The organism is Pseudacidovorax sp. (assembly GCF_017991995.1).
Taxonomy (GTDB): domain Bacteria; phylum Pseudomonadota; class Gammaproteobacteria; order Burkholderiales; family Burkholderiaceae_C; genus Xenophilus.
This window is the reverse complement of sequence record NZ_JAGOPN010000017.1, coordinates 102,713-117,248: the sequence shown is the minus strand read 5'-3', so window position 1 is coordinate 117,248 and position 14,536 is coordinate 102,713. Positions and strand designations below refer to the sequence as shown.

Annotated in this window: 13 protein-coding genes; 2 read left to right on the top strand and 11 right to left on the bottom strand. The window is 70.0% G+C overall.

Going from position 1 to position 14,536, the window contains the following annotated elements; genetic code table 11:
• Window positions 1-85: 85 nt before the first annotated feature.
• The gene (gene rimO / locus KBC94_RS21445) at window positions 86-1,474 is read right to left on the bottom strand and encodes a 30S ribosomal protein S12 methylthiotransferase RimO (protein ID WP_294374853.1); all 1,389 of its coding nucleotides are present in this window, start codon (window positions 1,472-1,474) and stop codon (window positions 86-88) included.
• A gap of 430 nt (window positions 1,475-1,904) precedes the next feature.
• Between rimO and KBC94_RS21440 the strand changes: the two genes are divergently transcribed.
• Together KBC94_RS21440 and KBC94_RS21435 are read left to right on the top strand one after the other, a co-directional pair.
• Window positions 1,905-2,606 (top strand): ATP-binding cassette domain-containing protein, encoded by a 702-nt coding sequence (locus tag KBC94_RS21440; RefSeq protein WP_294374851.1) that lies wholly within the window; start codon window positions 1,905-1,907, stop codon window positions 2,604-2,606.
• Window positions 2,531-2,920 carry an ABC transporter permease gene (locus KBC94_RS21435; protein WP_366934733.1) on the top strand — a complete coding sequence of 130 codons (390 nt, stop codon included), beginning with the start codon at window positions 2,531-2,533 and terminating at the stop codon, window positions 2,918-2,920. Before KBC94_RS21440 ends, KBC94_RS21435 begins: the two co-directional genes overlap by 76 nt.
• 57 nt (window positions 2,921-2,977) lie before the next feature.
• Here KBC94_RS21435 and KBC94_RS21430 read toward each other — a convergent pair whose 3' ends face one another.
• The 10 genes from KBC94_RS21430 to KBC94_RS21385 form a co-directional block, all read right to left on the bottom strand.
• Window positions 2,978-4,303, bottom strand: coding sequence for an ATP-binding protein (locus tag KBC94_RS21430; RefSeq protein WP_294374846.1), 1,326 nt, complete (start codon window positions 4,301-4,303; stop codon window positions 2,978-2,980).
• Window positions 4,300-4,959 carry a response regulator gene (locus tag KBC94_RS21425; RefSeq protein ID WP_294374843.1) on the bottom strand — a complete coding sequence of 220 codons (660 nt, stop codon included), beginning with the start codon at window positions 4,957-4,959 and terminating at the stop codon, window positions 4,300-4,302. Before KBC94_RS21425 ends, KBC94_RS21430 begins: the two co-directional genes overlap by 4 nt.
• A 9-nt stretch (window positions 4,960-4,968) precedes the next feature.
• Window positions 4,969-5,466, bottom strand: a complete 498-nt coding sequence (locus KBC94_RS21420) for a CHRD domain-containing protein (protein ID WP_294374839.1) — start codon at window positions 5,464-5,466, stop codon at window positions 4,969-4,971.
• Window positions 5,467-5,528: 62 nt separating this feature from the next.
• Window positions 5,529-6,653 (bottom strand): patatin-like phospholipase family protein, encoded by a 1,125-nt coding sequence (locus KBC94_RS21415; protein WP_294374836.1) that lies wholly within the window; start codon window positions 6,651-6,653, stop codon window positions 5,529-5,531.
• A gap of 227 nt (window positions 6,654-6,880) precedes the next feature.
• Window positions 6,881-7,888: a tripartite tricarboxylate transporter substrate binding protein gene (locus tag KBC94_RS21410; protein ID WP_294374833.1), complete on the bottom strand. Its 1,008-nt coding sequence runs from the start codon at window positions 7,886-7,888 to the stop codon at window positions 6,881-6,883.
• Window positions 7,889-7,935: 47 nt separating this feature from the next.
• Window positions 7,936-9,864 carry an acyl-CoA synthetase gene (locus tag KBC94_RS21405; RefSeq protein ID WP_294374831.1) on the bottom strand — a complete coding sequence of 643 codons (1,929 nt, stop codon included), beginning with the start codon at window positions 9,862-9,864 and terminating at the stop codon, window positions 7,936-7,938.
• Window positions 9,864-10,856, bottom strand: a complete 993-nt coding sequence (locus tag KBC94_RS21400; protein ID WP_294374829.1) for a tripartite tricarboxylate transporter substrate binding protein — start codon at window positions 10,854-10,856, stop codon at window positions 9,864-9,866. Before KBC94_RS21400 ends, KBC94_RS21405 begins: the two co-directional genes overlap by 1 nt.
• Window positions 10,857-10,945: 89 nt before the next feature.
• Window positions 10,946-12,145: a CaiB/BaiF CoA-transferase family protein gene (locus KBC94_RS21395; RefSeq protein WP_294374827.1), complete on the bottom strand. Its 1,200-nt coding sequence runs from the start codon at window positions 12,143-12,145 to the stop codon at window positions 10,946-10,948.
• Window positions 12,142-13,284: an acyl-CoA dehydrogenase gene (locus tag KBC94_RS21390; RefSeq protein WP_294374825.1), complete on the bottom strand. Its 1,143-nt coding sequence runs from the start codon at window positions 13,282-13,284 to the stop codon at window positions 12,142-12,144. Before KBC94_RS21390 ends, KBC94_RS21395 begins: the two co-directional genes overlap by 4 nt.
• Window positions 13,281-14,477 carry an acyl-CoA dehydrogenase family protein gene (locus KBC94_RS21385; RefSeq protein ID WP_294374823.1) on the bottom strand — a complete coding sequence of 399 codons (1,197 nt, stop codon included), beginning with the start codon at window positions 14,475-14,477 and terminating at the stop codon, window positions 13,281-13,283. The genes KBC94_RS21390 and KBC94_RS21385 overlap by 4 nt, the downstream gene beginning before the upstream one ends.
• Window positions 14,478-14,536 lie beyond the last annotated feature (59 nt).

The following is a 14,536-nucleotide window of genomic DNA, read 5'->3' as shown; positions in this document are numbered from 1 at the left end:
AAAAAGGCCACCTCCGGGTGGCCTTTTTGTTTTGGCGCGCCGGGTAGAGGACAAGGAGGCTGCGCCTCCCGGTCCTGCTGCGGCCTCAGATGGGAAGCGCCACCAGGTCGTGCCCTTCGGCCGCCACGATGCGCGCCTTGGTGAACTCGCCCACCTTCATCGTCTTGCTGATCTTCTCCGGCGGCAGCAGCCGCACCACGCCGTCGATCTCGGGCGCATCGGCATAGCTGCGGCCTACCCCGCCCTTGCGGCCCAGGCCGGGCGCCGAGTCGACCAGCACTTGCATGGTGGCGCCGACGCGGCGCTGCAGGCGTTGGGCCGACACGGCCTCGGCCACTTCCATGAAGCGCGCGCGGCGCGCCTCGCGCTCGGCTTCGGGCAGCATGCCGGGCAGCTCATTGGCCGTGGCGCCTTCCACGGGGCTGTAGGCGAAGCAGCCAGCACGGTCGATGCCCGCGGCGCGCACGAAGTCCAGCAGGTGCTCGAACTCCTCTTCCGTCTCGCCAGGAAAGCCGGCGATGAAGGTGCTGCGGATGACTAACTCCGGGCACATCTCGCGCCAGCGCGCAATGCGCTCCAGGTTTTTCTCGCCGCTGGCCGGACGCTTCATGCGCCGTAGCACGTCGGGATGGCTGTGCTGCAGCGGCACATCCAGGTAAGGCAGCACACGGCCTTGGGCCATCAGCGGCACGACCTCGTCGACGCTCGGATAGGGGTACACGTAGTGCAGCCGCACCCAGGCGCCGTACGGCTCGGCGATGTCACCCAGCGCAGCGACCAGGTCGAGCATGCGCGTGCGCACCGGCTTGCCATCCCAGAAACCAGTGCGGTACTTGATGTCCACGCCGTACGCCGAAGTGTCCTGGCTGATCACCAGCAGTTCCTTCACGCCGCCCTCGAACAGGGCCTTGGCTTCCTTCAACACGTCGCCGATGGGCCTTGAGACGAGGTCGCCGCGCATCGAGGGGATGATGCAGAAGGTGCAACGGTGGTTGCAGCCCTCGCTGATCTTCAGGTAAGCGTAGTGGCGCGGCGTGAGCTTGATGCCCGCCGGCGGCACCAGATCGATGAATGGATCGTGCGGCTTGGGCAGGTTGGCGTGGACGGCGTCCATCACCTCCTGCGTGGCATGCGGGCCCGTGACGGCCAGCACCGAGGGATGCAGTTCGCGCACCATGTTGCCGCCGCTGCCGCCCGTCTTGGCGCCCAGGCACCCGGTGACGATCACGCGGCCGTTCTCAGCCAGCGCCTCGCCGATGGTGTCCAGGCTTTCCTTGACCGCGTCGTCAATGAAGCCGCAGGTATTGACGATCACCAGGTCAGCGCCCTGGAAGGTCTTGGAGGTCTGGTAGCCCTCGGCGCTGAGCTGGGTGAGGATCAGCTCGGAATCGGTCAGGGCCTTCGGGCAACCGAGGGAGACCATACCGATACTGGGTGCGCGCTTCGGCTCGTCGGTGATCGTTGGGGTGTTCATTGGCAGGACTGATATGTAGCTACGCGCGTGTTGTCGGACCCGCGCCCAACCAGAGGAATGGGCACGCAGCGGCATGCGGCCTACGCGACCCGCTGGGCCGCGGAGCACGGGCTGCGGCGAACGAATCGCTGACGTTGCAGGATGAAGGGCTGTTGGCCTGCCACCACTGGCACGTCAGGCCGGGCACGCAGGGGTGTTGCGGGGCCACCGTCGAGTCTGGGAGGTGCAGGCTGCGTCCCTGGCTTTGGCCGAAGGCCACACCGACTCTTGCGGATCGAGCCCTTCCAGGCCACGGCCCATAGGGCCCGAATTGTAGATGCCGGAACCACTTGGCACCGCCTTGGCAAGGAGCCCCACCCGCAGCACCCCGCCCCTCCACAGCCTGGCACCGACGCCTTGGGGGTCTTGGCCCGCGCCGCCCTACCATGTCATGCATATTGAAGCGAGCGCGCAGCGAATGCAGCCAATCCCACCCCGGCTAGTGGTCCGACATCTTCAATCGCCCCGCTCCGGCCCGCACGCGCTCCAGCTCGACCGCGGCGAATGTGTCGCGATAAGAGGGCGCTCCGGCTCCGGCAAATCAGTCCTGCTGCGTCTGATCGCCGACCTCGATCCCCCCAGCGGAGGCACGGTCGAGCTGGACGGCCAGCCGCGCGAGCAGTTCAGCGGCCCGCAGTGGCGCCGTCGGGTCATCTACCAGTCGGCGGAGCCTGCCTGGTGGGCGCCCACGGTGGGTGACCATTTCGACGCTGCTCAGCGCTTGCGCATTGTGCAGATGGTTGAGGCACTGGGTCTGCCGCAGACGTCGCTCGACGCCGAGGTTCTCCGCTTGTCCACCGGCGAAAGGCAGCGATTGGCTCTCCTGCGATCACTGGCCCGTGAACCTGCCGTGCTGCTGCTGGACGAGCCCACGGCCGCACTGGACGCCGAGTCGACACAGGCCTATGAGGACCTGCTGCGCCGGCAATGCGGGCAGGGGCTGGCGATCCTCTGGGTGACACACTCGGACGAACAGGCACGCCGGGTGGCAGCGCGCTCGCTTGTGGTCGATGGCGACTGGACACCTTCTTCGACGGCATTGCCCTGCACCGGCCGGGCGTCGAGGCCCAGCTGGCGCTCGGCCTGCCCATGAAGACGGCACTGCAAGCGTTGGTCCGCACGTCCATCCGACGCGGGATCATTCCGATCATCAACCAGATGTCTGCCGCCGGCATCATCACCCTGCCTGGCATCATGACCGGGCAGCTGCTTGCTGGGATGGATCCCATCGACGCGGCGAAGTACCAGATCGTTCTTCTGCTGCTGCTCACGGGAGCGGGTGGACTGGCCTGCGTGGGCGCTGTCCTCATGGCAGCCCGAATGATCTCGGACGACCGGCAACGGCTGCGCATCGACCGACTCAGTCCAGCCAAGCCCACACGATCAGTGCCGGCCGGAAAAGGCTGAGTTCTCCGTGTCGGCCGGTCCGCCTTGCCAGGCGCGCCTGCGCCGTGGCGCTCCTGATCAGCCGCGAAAGCGCACCCGCACCCGCAGCCCACCCAGCGCGGCCGAGCGGTCCAGCGCCAGTTCCGCGCCATGCAGCTGCGCCACCGAGCGCACGATGGCCAGGCCGAGGCCGCTGCCTGAAGCGCCCGCGTCAGGCGCCCGGTAGAAGCGGTCCCACACCCGCTCGCGGTCCGACTCGGCCAGGCCGGGCCCCGAGTCCTCGACCACCAGCACCACGCCGCCGCCCTCTTGCTGCACCGTCAGATCGACGCGCCCGCCTTCAGGCGTGTACTTGACGGCGTTGTCCACCAGGTTGCGCAGCAGGATGCGCAGCGCATCCACATGGCCTGCCACGCTGACGGCGTCGGCGCGCGCCAACCCAAGGTCGATGCGTCGGGATTCGGCGCCGGGCACGGCATCCGCAATGGCCTCGCGGGCCAGTGCCGCCAGGTCTACCGGCACGGTCTCGCCGCCCGCCGCGGCGTGCGCCTCGTTGCGCGCCAGGGTCAGCAACTGCTCGACCAGCCGCGTCGCCCGGTCGATGCCGGCGGCCAGGCGCTGCACGGCCTGCTCATGCGCCGCCGGATCGCTGGCGCGGCGCAGCAGCTGCACCTGCAGCTTGAGGGCCGCGAGTGGCGAGCGCAGCTCGTGCGCCGCATCGGCCACGAAATGCTTCTGCGCGTCGAAGGCCCGGCGCACCCGCTCGAAGAGCAGATTGAGTTCGGCCACCAGCGGCCGCACTTCCTCGGGCAGACCTTCCTCGCCCACGGGCGAGAGATCGTCGGGCTGCCGCGAGGCCACCTGGCTGCGTACCCGCGAGACCGGCGCCAGCGAGCCACTCACCACCCACCACACGACCAGCATCAGCAGCGGCGCCATCAGCGCCACGGGGGCGACGGTGCGCAGCGCCAGGCTGCCGGCCATCTGCCGCCGCGCCGCCATGTCCTGCGCCACCTGGATGACCAGGCCGCGCGTCTGCATCGACAGCACGCGGTAGGTGGTGCCCCGCGCATTCACCTCGGCGAAGCCCAGCACAGCCAGCTGCGGCAGCAGCGCCTCGTCGGCGGATTCGAAGATGCGCTGGCCGTCCTGCGTCCACACCTGCACGACGAAGTCGAAGTTCTGCTCCGAGGGACCGAGACCACTCACGGCCGCGCTGGGTGGCAGGCCGGAGCGCAGCGACAGCGCCATCTGCTGCATGTGGTAGTCGAAGATGGCATCGGCCTCGCGCAGCACGGTGCGATAGGTCACGGCGGCCTGGATGCCACCGGCCAGCACGATGGCCGCCAGCAGGAAGGCCAGCAACCGGGCCCGCAGCGAGCGCATCAGCCGCGGGCGATTCATTCCTTCGGGACCATGTAGCCCACGCCCCGCACGTTGCGGATCAGGTCCGCGCCCAGCTTCTTGCGCAGGCCATGGATGTAGACCTCGACCGCATTGCTGCTGATCTCGTCCTTCCAGCTATAGAGCTTTTCCTCCAGTTGAGGGCGCGAAAGGATCAGCCCTGGCCGGGCGATCAGCGCCTCCAGCACCGCCCATTCGCGGGCCGACAGCACCATCGGCTTGCCGTCGACCATCGCCTCGTGCGTGGCAGGGTTCAGGCTCACGCCCTTGTGCTCGTACACCGGCTCGGCCCGACCCGCGGCGCGGCGCAGCAACGCACGGATGCGTGCCAGCAGCTCGTCCAGGTCGTAGGGCTTGAGCACGTAGTCGTCGGCGCCGGCGTCCAGGCCCTCGACGCGCTGCTGCACGGCGTCGCGCGCGGTGGTGATGAGCACCGGCATGCGCTGCTTGCGGGCCCGCAGGCCGCGCAGCACCTCCAGCCCGTCACGGCGCGGCACGCCCAGGTCCAGCAGCACCAGGTCGTAGTCCTGCGTGCGCAGGGCCGACTCGGCGGCCTCGCCGTCCTTGACCCAGTCGACGGCGTAATGCTCGGCGCGCAGCAGGTCGAGCACGGCCTCGCCGATCATGAGGTCGTCCTCCAGCAGGAGCAGTCGCATGGCGCAGGCTCAGCGGCGCTCGATGAGCTGGCCGCGCAGCTCGCCGTCGGGATAGCGGGCCGTGTGCAGGTTCACGTACCAGCGGCCGGCCAGCAGCTCGGCCTGCTGCGAGGGCGTGAGGTTGGCCCGGCCCTCGGGGGCGCGGTTGGGCGACGCGTCGATGGTGATGACCGGCGGCGCATTCATGCCGATCAGCGCCGGCCCGTGGAAATGTGCGGCAGTGACCGGGCCGCTGAGGTTGCTGTAGGCCAGACGCCAGCGCAGCAGTCCGGTGCTCTTGTCGAGCACGGCATCGAGCGTACCGGTGCCCATGCTGGCCACGGGCGGCACCTGGTTGCGGCCGTCCATGCGCGTGCTGAAGGCGGCCAGTTGCGGTTCGCGCGGCGGCTGGGGCCGGGGCGCCGGTGTCGGCACGTCCAGCGGCACAGAGGTACAGCCGGCCAGCACGGCGGCCATCAGGCCCAGGCCCAGGAGTCGACGGGAAAGGGGATGCGAGGTAACAGGCATGCGCGCGACCTTATCACTGCGATGCGGCGGGGCCAACGGGGGACGGCGGCATGTCGGCGGCCTCAGGCGGAAGGCGCCGTGTCCACCCCGGTGCCGGGCCGGCGAACACGCGCATGGTCGGGCCTGGCCAGGTCGTAGGTGGTGACGCCGCCGCCCTGCACCTGCCGCTGCAGCCATTCCGGATGCGCGAGCGAGTGGCGCATGTCGCGAAGGCCATCGGCCCAGTGCGCATCTATCGCCAGGCGGGAGAACTCGTAGTCCTTGGCGTCCTGCTCCCATTCGGCGGGCCGATGGATGAGGTGGACGATGTCGATGGGCGCGCTGCGCAGGTGCTGGCACAACGCGCGCAGTCCCGGCTCTTCCAGCATCTGGGGCGGCAGGCGCTCCAGCAGTCCGGCCAGCGCCTGCTGCAGGTTGACGTTGGCACCCAGCACATCGGTGTTGAGCCGGGTGCGGCTGGAGTACTGGATGTCCTTCTGCCGGGCTGTCACCTCGGCCAGCGTGGTGGGCATCGGGCCGACGGCGCTGAACAGATCCACCTGCAGCACGAGCAGGCGGCGGTTGCGCTCGTGCTCGTCCAGCACGTACTGCAGCGGCGTGTTGGAGACGATGCCGCCGTCCCAGTAGTCCTCGCCGTCGATGTGCACCGGCGGAAAGCCCGGCGGCAACGCGCCGCTGGCCATGATGTGTTCCGGCCCGATGCGCACGCGGTGGTTGTCGAAGTACACCGAGTTGCCGTTGCGCACGTTGACGGCACCGACCGACACGCGGATGCCGTCGTCGTTGAGGCGGTCGAAGTCCACCAGCCGCTCCAGCGTGGACTTGAGCGCGGACGTGTCGTAGTAGCTCAGCACGGGTGCCGCGCCGCCCAGCAGCAGCGTCGGATCGACGCGCGGCGAGAAGAAGCCCAGGATGCCCATCGCCACGGCCGCATTGGCGCTGAACTGGGCGAGCAGCCGACGTTCGCCCGCCCAGATGGGCAGTTGCTGGCCCGGCGCCGACGAGACCAGCTGCCAGAACTCGCGCAGCCGCTCGACACGCCGCTCGGGCGGGTTGCCCGCGATCAGCGCCGCATTGATGGCGCCGATGGAGACGCCCGCCACCCAGTCGAGTGCGTGGTGCTCGCTGGACAGGCCTTCATACACGCCGGCCTGGTAGGCGCCGAGTGCGCCGCCGCCCTGAAGCACCAGAGCGCGGACCGTCCGGCCGTCACTGGCCGCCTCGGCTGGCGTGCTGGCCGATGGCTCGGCCGATGTGGATGGAACGGAAGACGGGGTCGGAAGTCGTCGGGAAGCCATGGCCGCATTGGACACCAGCCGCTTGACTGCCAGCCGACCTGGGCCCATCGGTCCAGGCGGGTGGAAGGCGCATGCCACCCGCTGGCCGCGATGCGCCTTCGGTCCTGGCCTCCGGCTCAGTCCAGGCTGGCGCCGGACTCCTTCACCAGCGCCTCCCAGGCCGGCGCGTCGCGCCTGTAGGCAGCGGCAAAAGCCTCCGGCGTAGAGGCCGCCACCGAGAAGCCCATGGCCACGATGCGGGCCTTGACCTCGGGCTGCTCGCACAGCTGCTGCACCTCGCGCGACATGCGTTGCACGATCTCCGGCGGCGTGCGCGCCGGGGCCGCCATGCCGACGAAGCCGACGATGCGGTAGGCGTCCTCGCGCATGCCCTGCTCGGCCAGCGTGGGCAACTGCGGCAGGATCTCCATGCGCTGCTCGCCCGTCACGCCGATCAGCCGCAGCCGGCCGGTGTCGGCATGCGGCTTGGCGCCCAGCGCGCTGGCGAAGGCCATCTGGATCTGGCCGCCGATCAGGTCCTGCAGCATCAGGGCCTCGCCCTTGTAGGCCACGTGGGCCATGTCGGCATTCTGGCTGCGGCTCATGAAGGCGCCGCCCAGGTGCGCATAGGAGCCGATGCCCCAGGACCCGTACGACACCTTGCTGCGGTTGGCGCGCACATAGGCCAGCAGCTCCTGCGCGTTCCTGGCCGGCACGCTGGGATGCACGGCCAGCACCACCGGCGCCACCGCGACCTGGGACACCAGCGCCAGGTCCTTCTGGGGGTTATAGGGCAGCTTGCTGTAGAGGAACTGGTTGATCAGCAGCGACGTGCTCAGCGCCACGGTGAAGGTGCTGCCATCCGGCGCGGCCTTGGCCACCATGTCGGTGCCCAGGATGCCGCCGGCGCCGCCACGGTTGTCGACCACGATGGGCTGGCCCAGCTTCGGCGCGAGCTTCTCCGACAGCAGGCGCGCCACGATGTCGGTGGCGCCGCCGGCGTTGAAGGGCACGACGAAGCGGATCGGCTTGTCGGGCCAGCTGGACTGGGCCTGCGCCAGGGGCAGCAGGCCGGCCGCACCCACTGCGGCGGTGGCGCGCAGCAGGTGGCGGCGGGTCAGGCCGAAGGGTTGGATCGAGGTCATGGTCTTGTCTCCTTTTCTTGCTTCCACTTGAAATCGTCGGGCGGTGTTCAGCCGTCCCGCAAGTGCACCTTCACGGGCAGGGGCGCCAGCGCGGCCTTCAGCGCTTCGCGCGCAGCGTCGGTCCAGTCGGCGCCCAGGTACACGGCCACATCGGCCGCGCCCTGGGGTTCGATGCGCACGCGGCCCGCGTCTGCGCCCTGCCCCGCCACGATCTGCCGCACCACCGCCACCGCAGCCATCTGCCGCAGCTCGGGCTTGTAGATCTTGCCCACGTTGGTGGTGGGCAAAGTCGGCAGCACCGCCACCCACTTCGGCCGTGCCGGCGGCTCGTCGACGCGGGCGCTGGCGAAGGCCAGCAGCTCGGCCTCCGTGGCCTCGGCGCCCGACCGCAGGGTGGCGAAGAGCACCGGCAGCTCGCCCGCATAGGCATCGGGCGCACCCACGGCGGCGCAGGTCTGCACGGCGGGATGCGCGCCCAGGGCGTCTTCCAGCATGCCGGGGTCGATGTTGTGGCCGCCGCGGATGATCAGGTCCTTGGCGCGACCGGCCAGGTGCAGCAGGCCCTGTTCATCCAGCCGCCCGAGGTCGCCCGTGGCCAGCCAGCCATCGGGCGTGAAGGCCTTGGCCGTGTCCCGCGGGTCCAGGTAGCCCGGAAAGACGTTGGGCGACTTGAACAGCACCATGCCGGTCTCGCCCGGCGCCACCTCTCGCGCGCTGGCGCCGCCCTGCGCATCGAGCGCGACGATGCGCACCTGCGCGTGCGGCGGCACAAAGCCCACGCAACCGGCCGGCGCATGCACGCCCCTCGGCGTGACGCTGCTGATGCCGGCCATCTCGGTCATGCCGAAGCTCTCGTGCACATGCAGGCCGAACAGCCGCTCGAAGCGCGCGCCCAGTTCCGCCGGCAGCGGCGCCGCGCCGGTGCGGCAATAAGTGATGGAGGAGATGTCGGCGCCGTCCAGCGGCACGTTGGCCAGCGCCGCCAGCATGGTGGGCACGGCGGCCAGCACGGTGGGTCGGTAGCGCTCGACGAGCTTCCAGTAGTTGCGCACCACCTCGCGGTTGCGCATCAGCAGCGTGGTCGGGATCACGATCTCGGCGCCGGCCGAGAGCGAGGCCAGCGCGCCAGGCAGCACGCCCGCCACATGGAACAGCGGAAAGCCCGCGATGCCCACGTCCGCGCTGTTCGTGCCTTGTGTGACCACGCTGGCCCAGGCGGTGAAGACCTGGTTGCCGTGCGTGTGCTGGGCGAGCTTGGGCGCACCCGTCGTGCCGCCGGTGTGGAAGCAGGCCGCCACGTCCTCGGCGGCGATCACGCGACCGCTTACCAGACGGTCGGCCGGCTGGGCCGCCAGCGCCTCATGGAAATGCAGCGCGCCGGGCGGCAGTGCAGGCGCATCCGCCGGCGCCTCGTCCTGCGGCGCCACGCGCAGCACATGCCGCAGGGTGGGCACGCGCGCCTGCAGCCGAATGGCCTTGTCCCAGTAGTCCGCATCCTCGGGCGCGCCGTAGGCGATCAGCGCCTTCGCGCCAGTGGCCTGCAGCAGCGCCACCACCTTGTCCTCGGTCAGCAGCGGATTGAGCGGCTGCACGATGCAGGCCGCCTGACCGCCCCAGTGGGCCAGGTGGTATTCCAGACAGCCGGGCAAAAGCGCCGCCACGGTGTCCGTGGGGCCCAGGCCGAGCGCATGCAGCGCATTGGCCGTCTGGTGCATGCGGGCCAGCAGCTCGGCATAGGTCCAGCGCACCGGCGGCGTGTCGGGGTTGCCGTCGCGCAGGAAGGTGAGCGCAGTCTTGTCGCCGAAGGCCAGTGCCGCGTTGCGGATCAGCTCGTAGGTACTGCGCGCAGGCAGTGACTCGGCCAGCGGCGTGGCCGCCAGGCGCTCGATGTCGGCCCGGCTGCGCACCAGGAACGGCGCGGCGAGCGGCAGATGCTGCGGCGGCCAGGCCTGGGAGGAAGACGCGGCGGCAGCCATCAGTTCACCGCCACCTGCTTGTCGCGGATCACCTTGCCCCACTTGTCGAAGTCGGTGCGCATGCGGTTGGCCATCTGCGCAGGGGCCTGGTACTCGGCGATGGCGCCAGCCTGAATGAGGCGCTTCTCAATGTCGGGCTCCGCCAGGATCGCCTTGACCTCGCGGCTCACGCGGTCGATGACAGGCTGCGGCGTGCCGGCCGGCGCCAGCAGCCCGCCCCAGGACACGGCGTCGAAGCCCTTGAAGCCCTGCTCGGCCACCGTCTTGACGTCCGGCAGTTGCGCGATGCGCTGCGACGAGCCGACGGCGATGGCGCGGAGCTTGCCCGCCTGGATGTGCGGCAGGGCCGCGACCAGGTCGGCATACATCACGGGCACCTGGCCACCCAGCAGGTCGGTCACGGCCGGCGTGCCGCCCTTGTAGGCGATGTGCTGCATGTCGAAGCCGCCCAGGTCCTTGAGCATCTCGGTCGTCAGGTGGCCGAAGCTGCCGGGGCCCGAGCTGGTGTAGTTGAGCTTGCCGCCTTCGGCCTTGGCCTTGGCGATCAGCTCGGGCAGCGTCTTCACGTCGGGCAGCACGGTGGGGTTGACCACCATCACGATGGGCAGGTCGTACACCGTGGCGACGGGCGCGAAGTCCTTGGCCATGTCGTAGCCGGCGCTCTTGTACAGATGCGGCGCCAGCAGCGTCGGCGTGGCCAGCATCATGAGCGTGTACCCGTCCGGCGTGCTCTTGGCGACGAACTGCGCGGCGATGGTGCCGGAGGCGCCTGCGCGGTTCTCCACCACCACCGGCTGCTTCAGGCGCTCGGCCAGCTTCTGGCCGACCAGACGCGAAGCCGTGTCGGTGGGGCCGCCCGGCGGGAAGGGCACGATCAGCTTGATGGGCTTGTCGGGCCAGGCCTGGGCAACGGCCGGAAGTGCGGCCAGGCCGAGGGCGCCGGCCGCGGCGGCGAGAAGAAGGCGGCGGGCGATGGGTGCGCGGTGGGTCATGGGAATGTCTCCGGGTCCTCGTGGGACCGTGTCGTCAAGGCAGCAAAGGCCGGCGGCCAGCCGGGTGGGATGCCGCCGCGGGAAAGAAGTCAAAGGGCGCCGGACTGCCGCAGCGCCGCGATGCGGTCCGCGTCCAGGCCGAGCAGCTCGCCCAGCACGTCGTCGGTATGCTGGGCCAGGCCTGGCGGCACACGGCGCACGGGCACGCGGGCGCCGTCGAGGCGGTAGGGCGGTGCCAGCACGGGCACGTCCTGCGCGTCGCCCTCGGAATAGCGGGTCAGTAGCCCCGCATCCGCGGTGCGCTGGGACTGCAACGCTTCCAGCAGGCCCAGCACCTCGCCACAGGGAATGCCCGCAGCGCGCATGCGTTCGAGCAGCAGCGCACGCGGGCGCTTGGCCAGCTCGGCGCGCAACTCGGGCAGCAGCGTGTGGCGGTTGCGCGAGCGCGCCAGGTTGGTGGCATAGCGCTCGTCGGTGGCCATCTCGGGCCGCTCGATCACGTCGGTGCAGAAGCGCTGGAACTGCGTGTTGTTGCCCACGGTGATCACCACCGGCCCGTCGGCCGCATCGAACACGCCATAGGGCACGATGGACGGATGCGCATTCCCGTACTTGGGCGGATCGCCGCCCTGCAGCAGCGCTTCCATGCCGTAGTAGGCGGTGATCATCAGGCCGCAGTCGTACAGCGCCATCTCCACATGCCGGCCCTGGCCGGTGCGCTGGCGGTCGAACAGCGCAGCGAGGATGGCCTGCGCCGAATACATGCCGGTGAACATGTCCACCGCCGCCACGCCGAACTTGAGCGGGCCCTGCCCTTCCTCGCCGTTCAGTGCCATCAGGCCGGCCTCGCCCTGGACGACCAGGTCGTAGCCGGGGCGCGCCTTCTCGGCACCGCCGCGCTCATAGCCGGTGATGGAGCAGTACACCAGGCCGGGGTTGATCGCGCGCAGTACGTCGTAGCCCAGCCCCATCTTCTCGATGCCGCCGAACTTGAAGTTCTGGATCAGCACGTCGCACTTGGCGGCCAGCTCGCGCGCGAGCTGCTGGCCCTCGGCCGTGCCCAGATCGATGCCGATGGAGCGCTTGTTGCGGTTGGCGCTGTTGAAGTAGCTGGTGTTGCGCGCGCCCACGCGCAGGCCCCAGTCGCGCGTGTCGTCGCCGCGGCCGGGATGCTCGACCTTGATGACCTCCGCCCCCAGGTCGCCCAGGGCCTGGGCGCACATGGGGCCCGCCAGCACACGTGAGAGATCCAGCACGCGCACGCCTTCCAGGGGCAGGCGCATCGTCATGCCGGCACCTCCTGGCCCAGCGCCATGTAGCGCGCCAGGTGGTGGTCCTCGTCGCCGAACTGGTGGTCGATCATGACCAGGCGCTTGGCGTAGTGCGACAGCGGCAGCTCCCAGGTCATGCCGATGCCGCCATGCAGCTGGATGCTCTCTTCCGCCACCTTCGTGCCGATGCGGCCGATGCTGTACTTGGCGGCCGACAGCGCCTTCTCGCGCGCCAGGCGGTCGTCGTCGTCGATGGCTGCAGCGGCATTGATGACGGCCGAGCGGGCCTGCTCCACTTCCAGCAGCAGGTCGGCCATGCGGTGCTGCAGGGCCTGGAAGCTGCCGATGGGCACGCCGAACTGTTTGCGGGTGCGCAGGTATTCGAGCGTGTCGCGCTTGGCGACTTCCATGGCGCCAAGGGCCTCGGCGCACAGGGCCAGCACGCCCCAGCCGGTGGCGCGCTCCAGAATGGCCGCGCCCTCGCCTTCTGCACCCAGCAGTGCATCGGCGGGCAACTGCACGCCGTCGAGCGTCAGCTCGGCCACGCGGCCGCCGTCGATGCGCGGGCAGTCGCGGCGCATCAGGCCGGGCGCATCGCCGGGCACCAGGAAGAGCGAGAGGCCTTGCGCATCGTCGATGGCACCGCCGGTGCGGGCCGAGACCAGCAGCAGGTCGGCCTGCGCGCCGAGCGCCACCACGGCCTTGGCGCCATCGAGGCGCCAGCCCTCGCCCTGCCGCACGGCGCGCGTCGCCACGCGGTGGGCGTCGTAGTGCGAGCCGGGCTCGTCATGCGCCAGCGCGGCGAGGGTGCTGCCATCGACCAGGTCGGCGACGCGGGCCTGCTGCGCCTCGCTGCCCGCGGCGGCCAGCGCCTGGCCCACCACCAACGCGCCGAGGAAGGGCTCGACCACCAGGCCCTTGCCCAGGCTCTCGAACACCACGGCCACATCGAAGCCGGTGCCGCCGAAGCCGCCCACGGCCTCGGGCAGCAACGCGCCGACGGCGCCGATCTCGGCCAGCTGCGCCCAGTGCGCGCGGCTGAAGCCCTCGTCGCTCTTTGCGATGCGGTCGCGCGCCTCGAAGCCGTACTGGTCGGCGATGAAGCGGTCCAGGGAATCCGCCAGCATGCGGCGGTCTTCGGTGTGCTCGAAGTTCATAGGCCGAGGATCATCTTGGAGATGATGTTCTTCTGGATCTCGTTGGAGCCGCCGAAGATCGACAGCTTGCGGTTGTTGAAGTACTGCGCGGCCAGCGGCGCAGCCTCCTCGGGGCCGACGGCGGGCTCGTCCCAGCCTGCGTGCAGCGCGGCCTCGATGAAGGGCTGCGCATAAGGGCCCATGGCGCGGCGCGCCAGCGAGGAGATTTCCTGCCGGATCTCGGTGCCGCGGATCTTGAGCATGGAGCTTTCCGCCCCCGGCACACCGCCACCGGCCACGGCGGCGATCACGCGCAGGTTGGTGGTCTTCATGTTCTCCAGATCGATCTCGACCTTGGCGAGGCGCGCGGCGAAGAGCGGGTCCTGCGCCAACGGCCGGCCGTTGCGCTGCACCTTGGCGGCGATGCGCTTGAGCTTCTCGAGCGCGGCCACCGAGAAGCCCACGCCCGCGATGTTGGTGCGCTCGTAGGTCAGCAGGTACTTGGCATAGGTCCAGCCCTTGTCCTGCTCGCCCACCAGGTTGGCAGCCGGCACGCGCACGTCGGAGAAGAAGACTTCGTTGACCTCGTGTTCGCCGTCCAGCGTGATGATGGGCCGCACCTCCACGCCGGGCGAATCCATGTCCACCAGCAGGAAGCTGATGCCCGACTGGGCCTTGGCCTCGCGGTTGGTGCGCACCAGGCAGAAGATCATGTTGGCGTGGTGGCCCAGCGTGGTCCAGGTCTTCTGACCATTGACCACGTAATGGTCGCCGTCCAGCACGGCCGTGGTCTTGACCGAGGCCAGGTCCGAGCCCGAGCCGGGTTCGGAATAGCCCTGGCACCACCAGTCTTCGCCGCTCAGGATGCGCGGCAGCCAGTACTGCTTCTGCGCCTCGCTGCCGTACTTGATGAGCACCGGCCCGAGCATGTTGACGCCGAAGGGCACGATGCGCGGCGCGCCGGCCAGGGCGCATTCGTTCTCGAAGATGAACTTCTGCACCGCGCCCCAGCCCGGGCCGCCGTACTGCTTGGGCCAGTGGTTGGCCAGCCAGCCGCGCTCGTTGAGGATGCCGTGCCACTCGGCCATGTCCTCGCGCGTCAGGCGCAGCCCGCGCCTGACCTTGTCGGCGATGCGCGCGGGCAGCTTCTCACGCAGGAACTGCAGCACCTCGCTGCGGAAGGCCTCTTCCTCGGCCGTGAATTTCAGGTCCATCGGTGGTCCTTTGGGATGAGCACGGCCCTGCGCCTGCCGGCGCATGAACGCATGCTCGA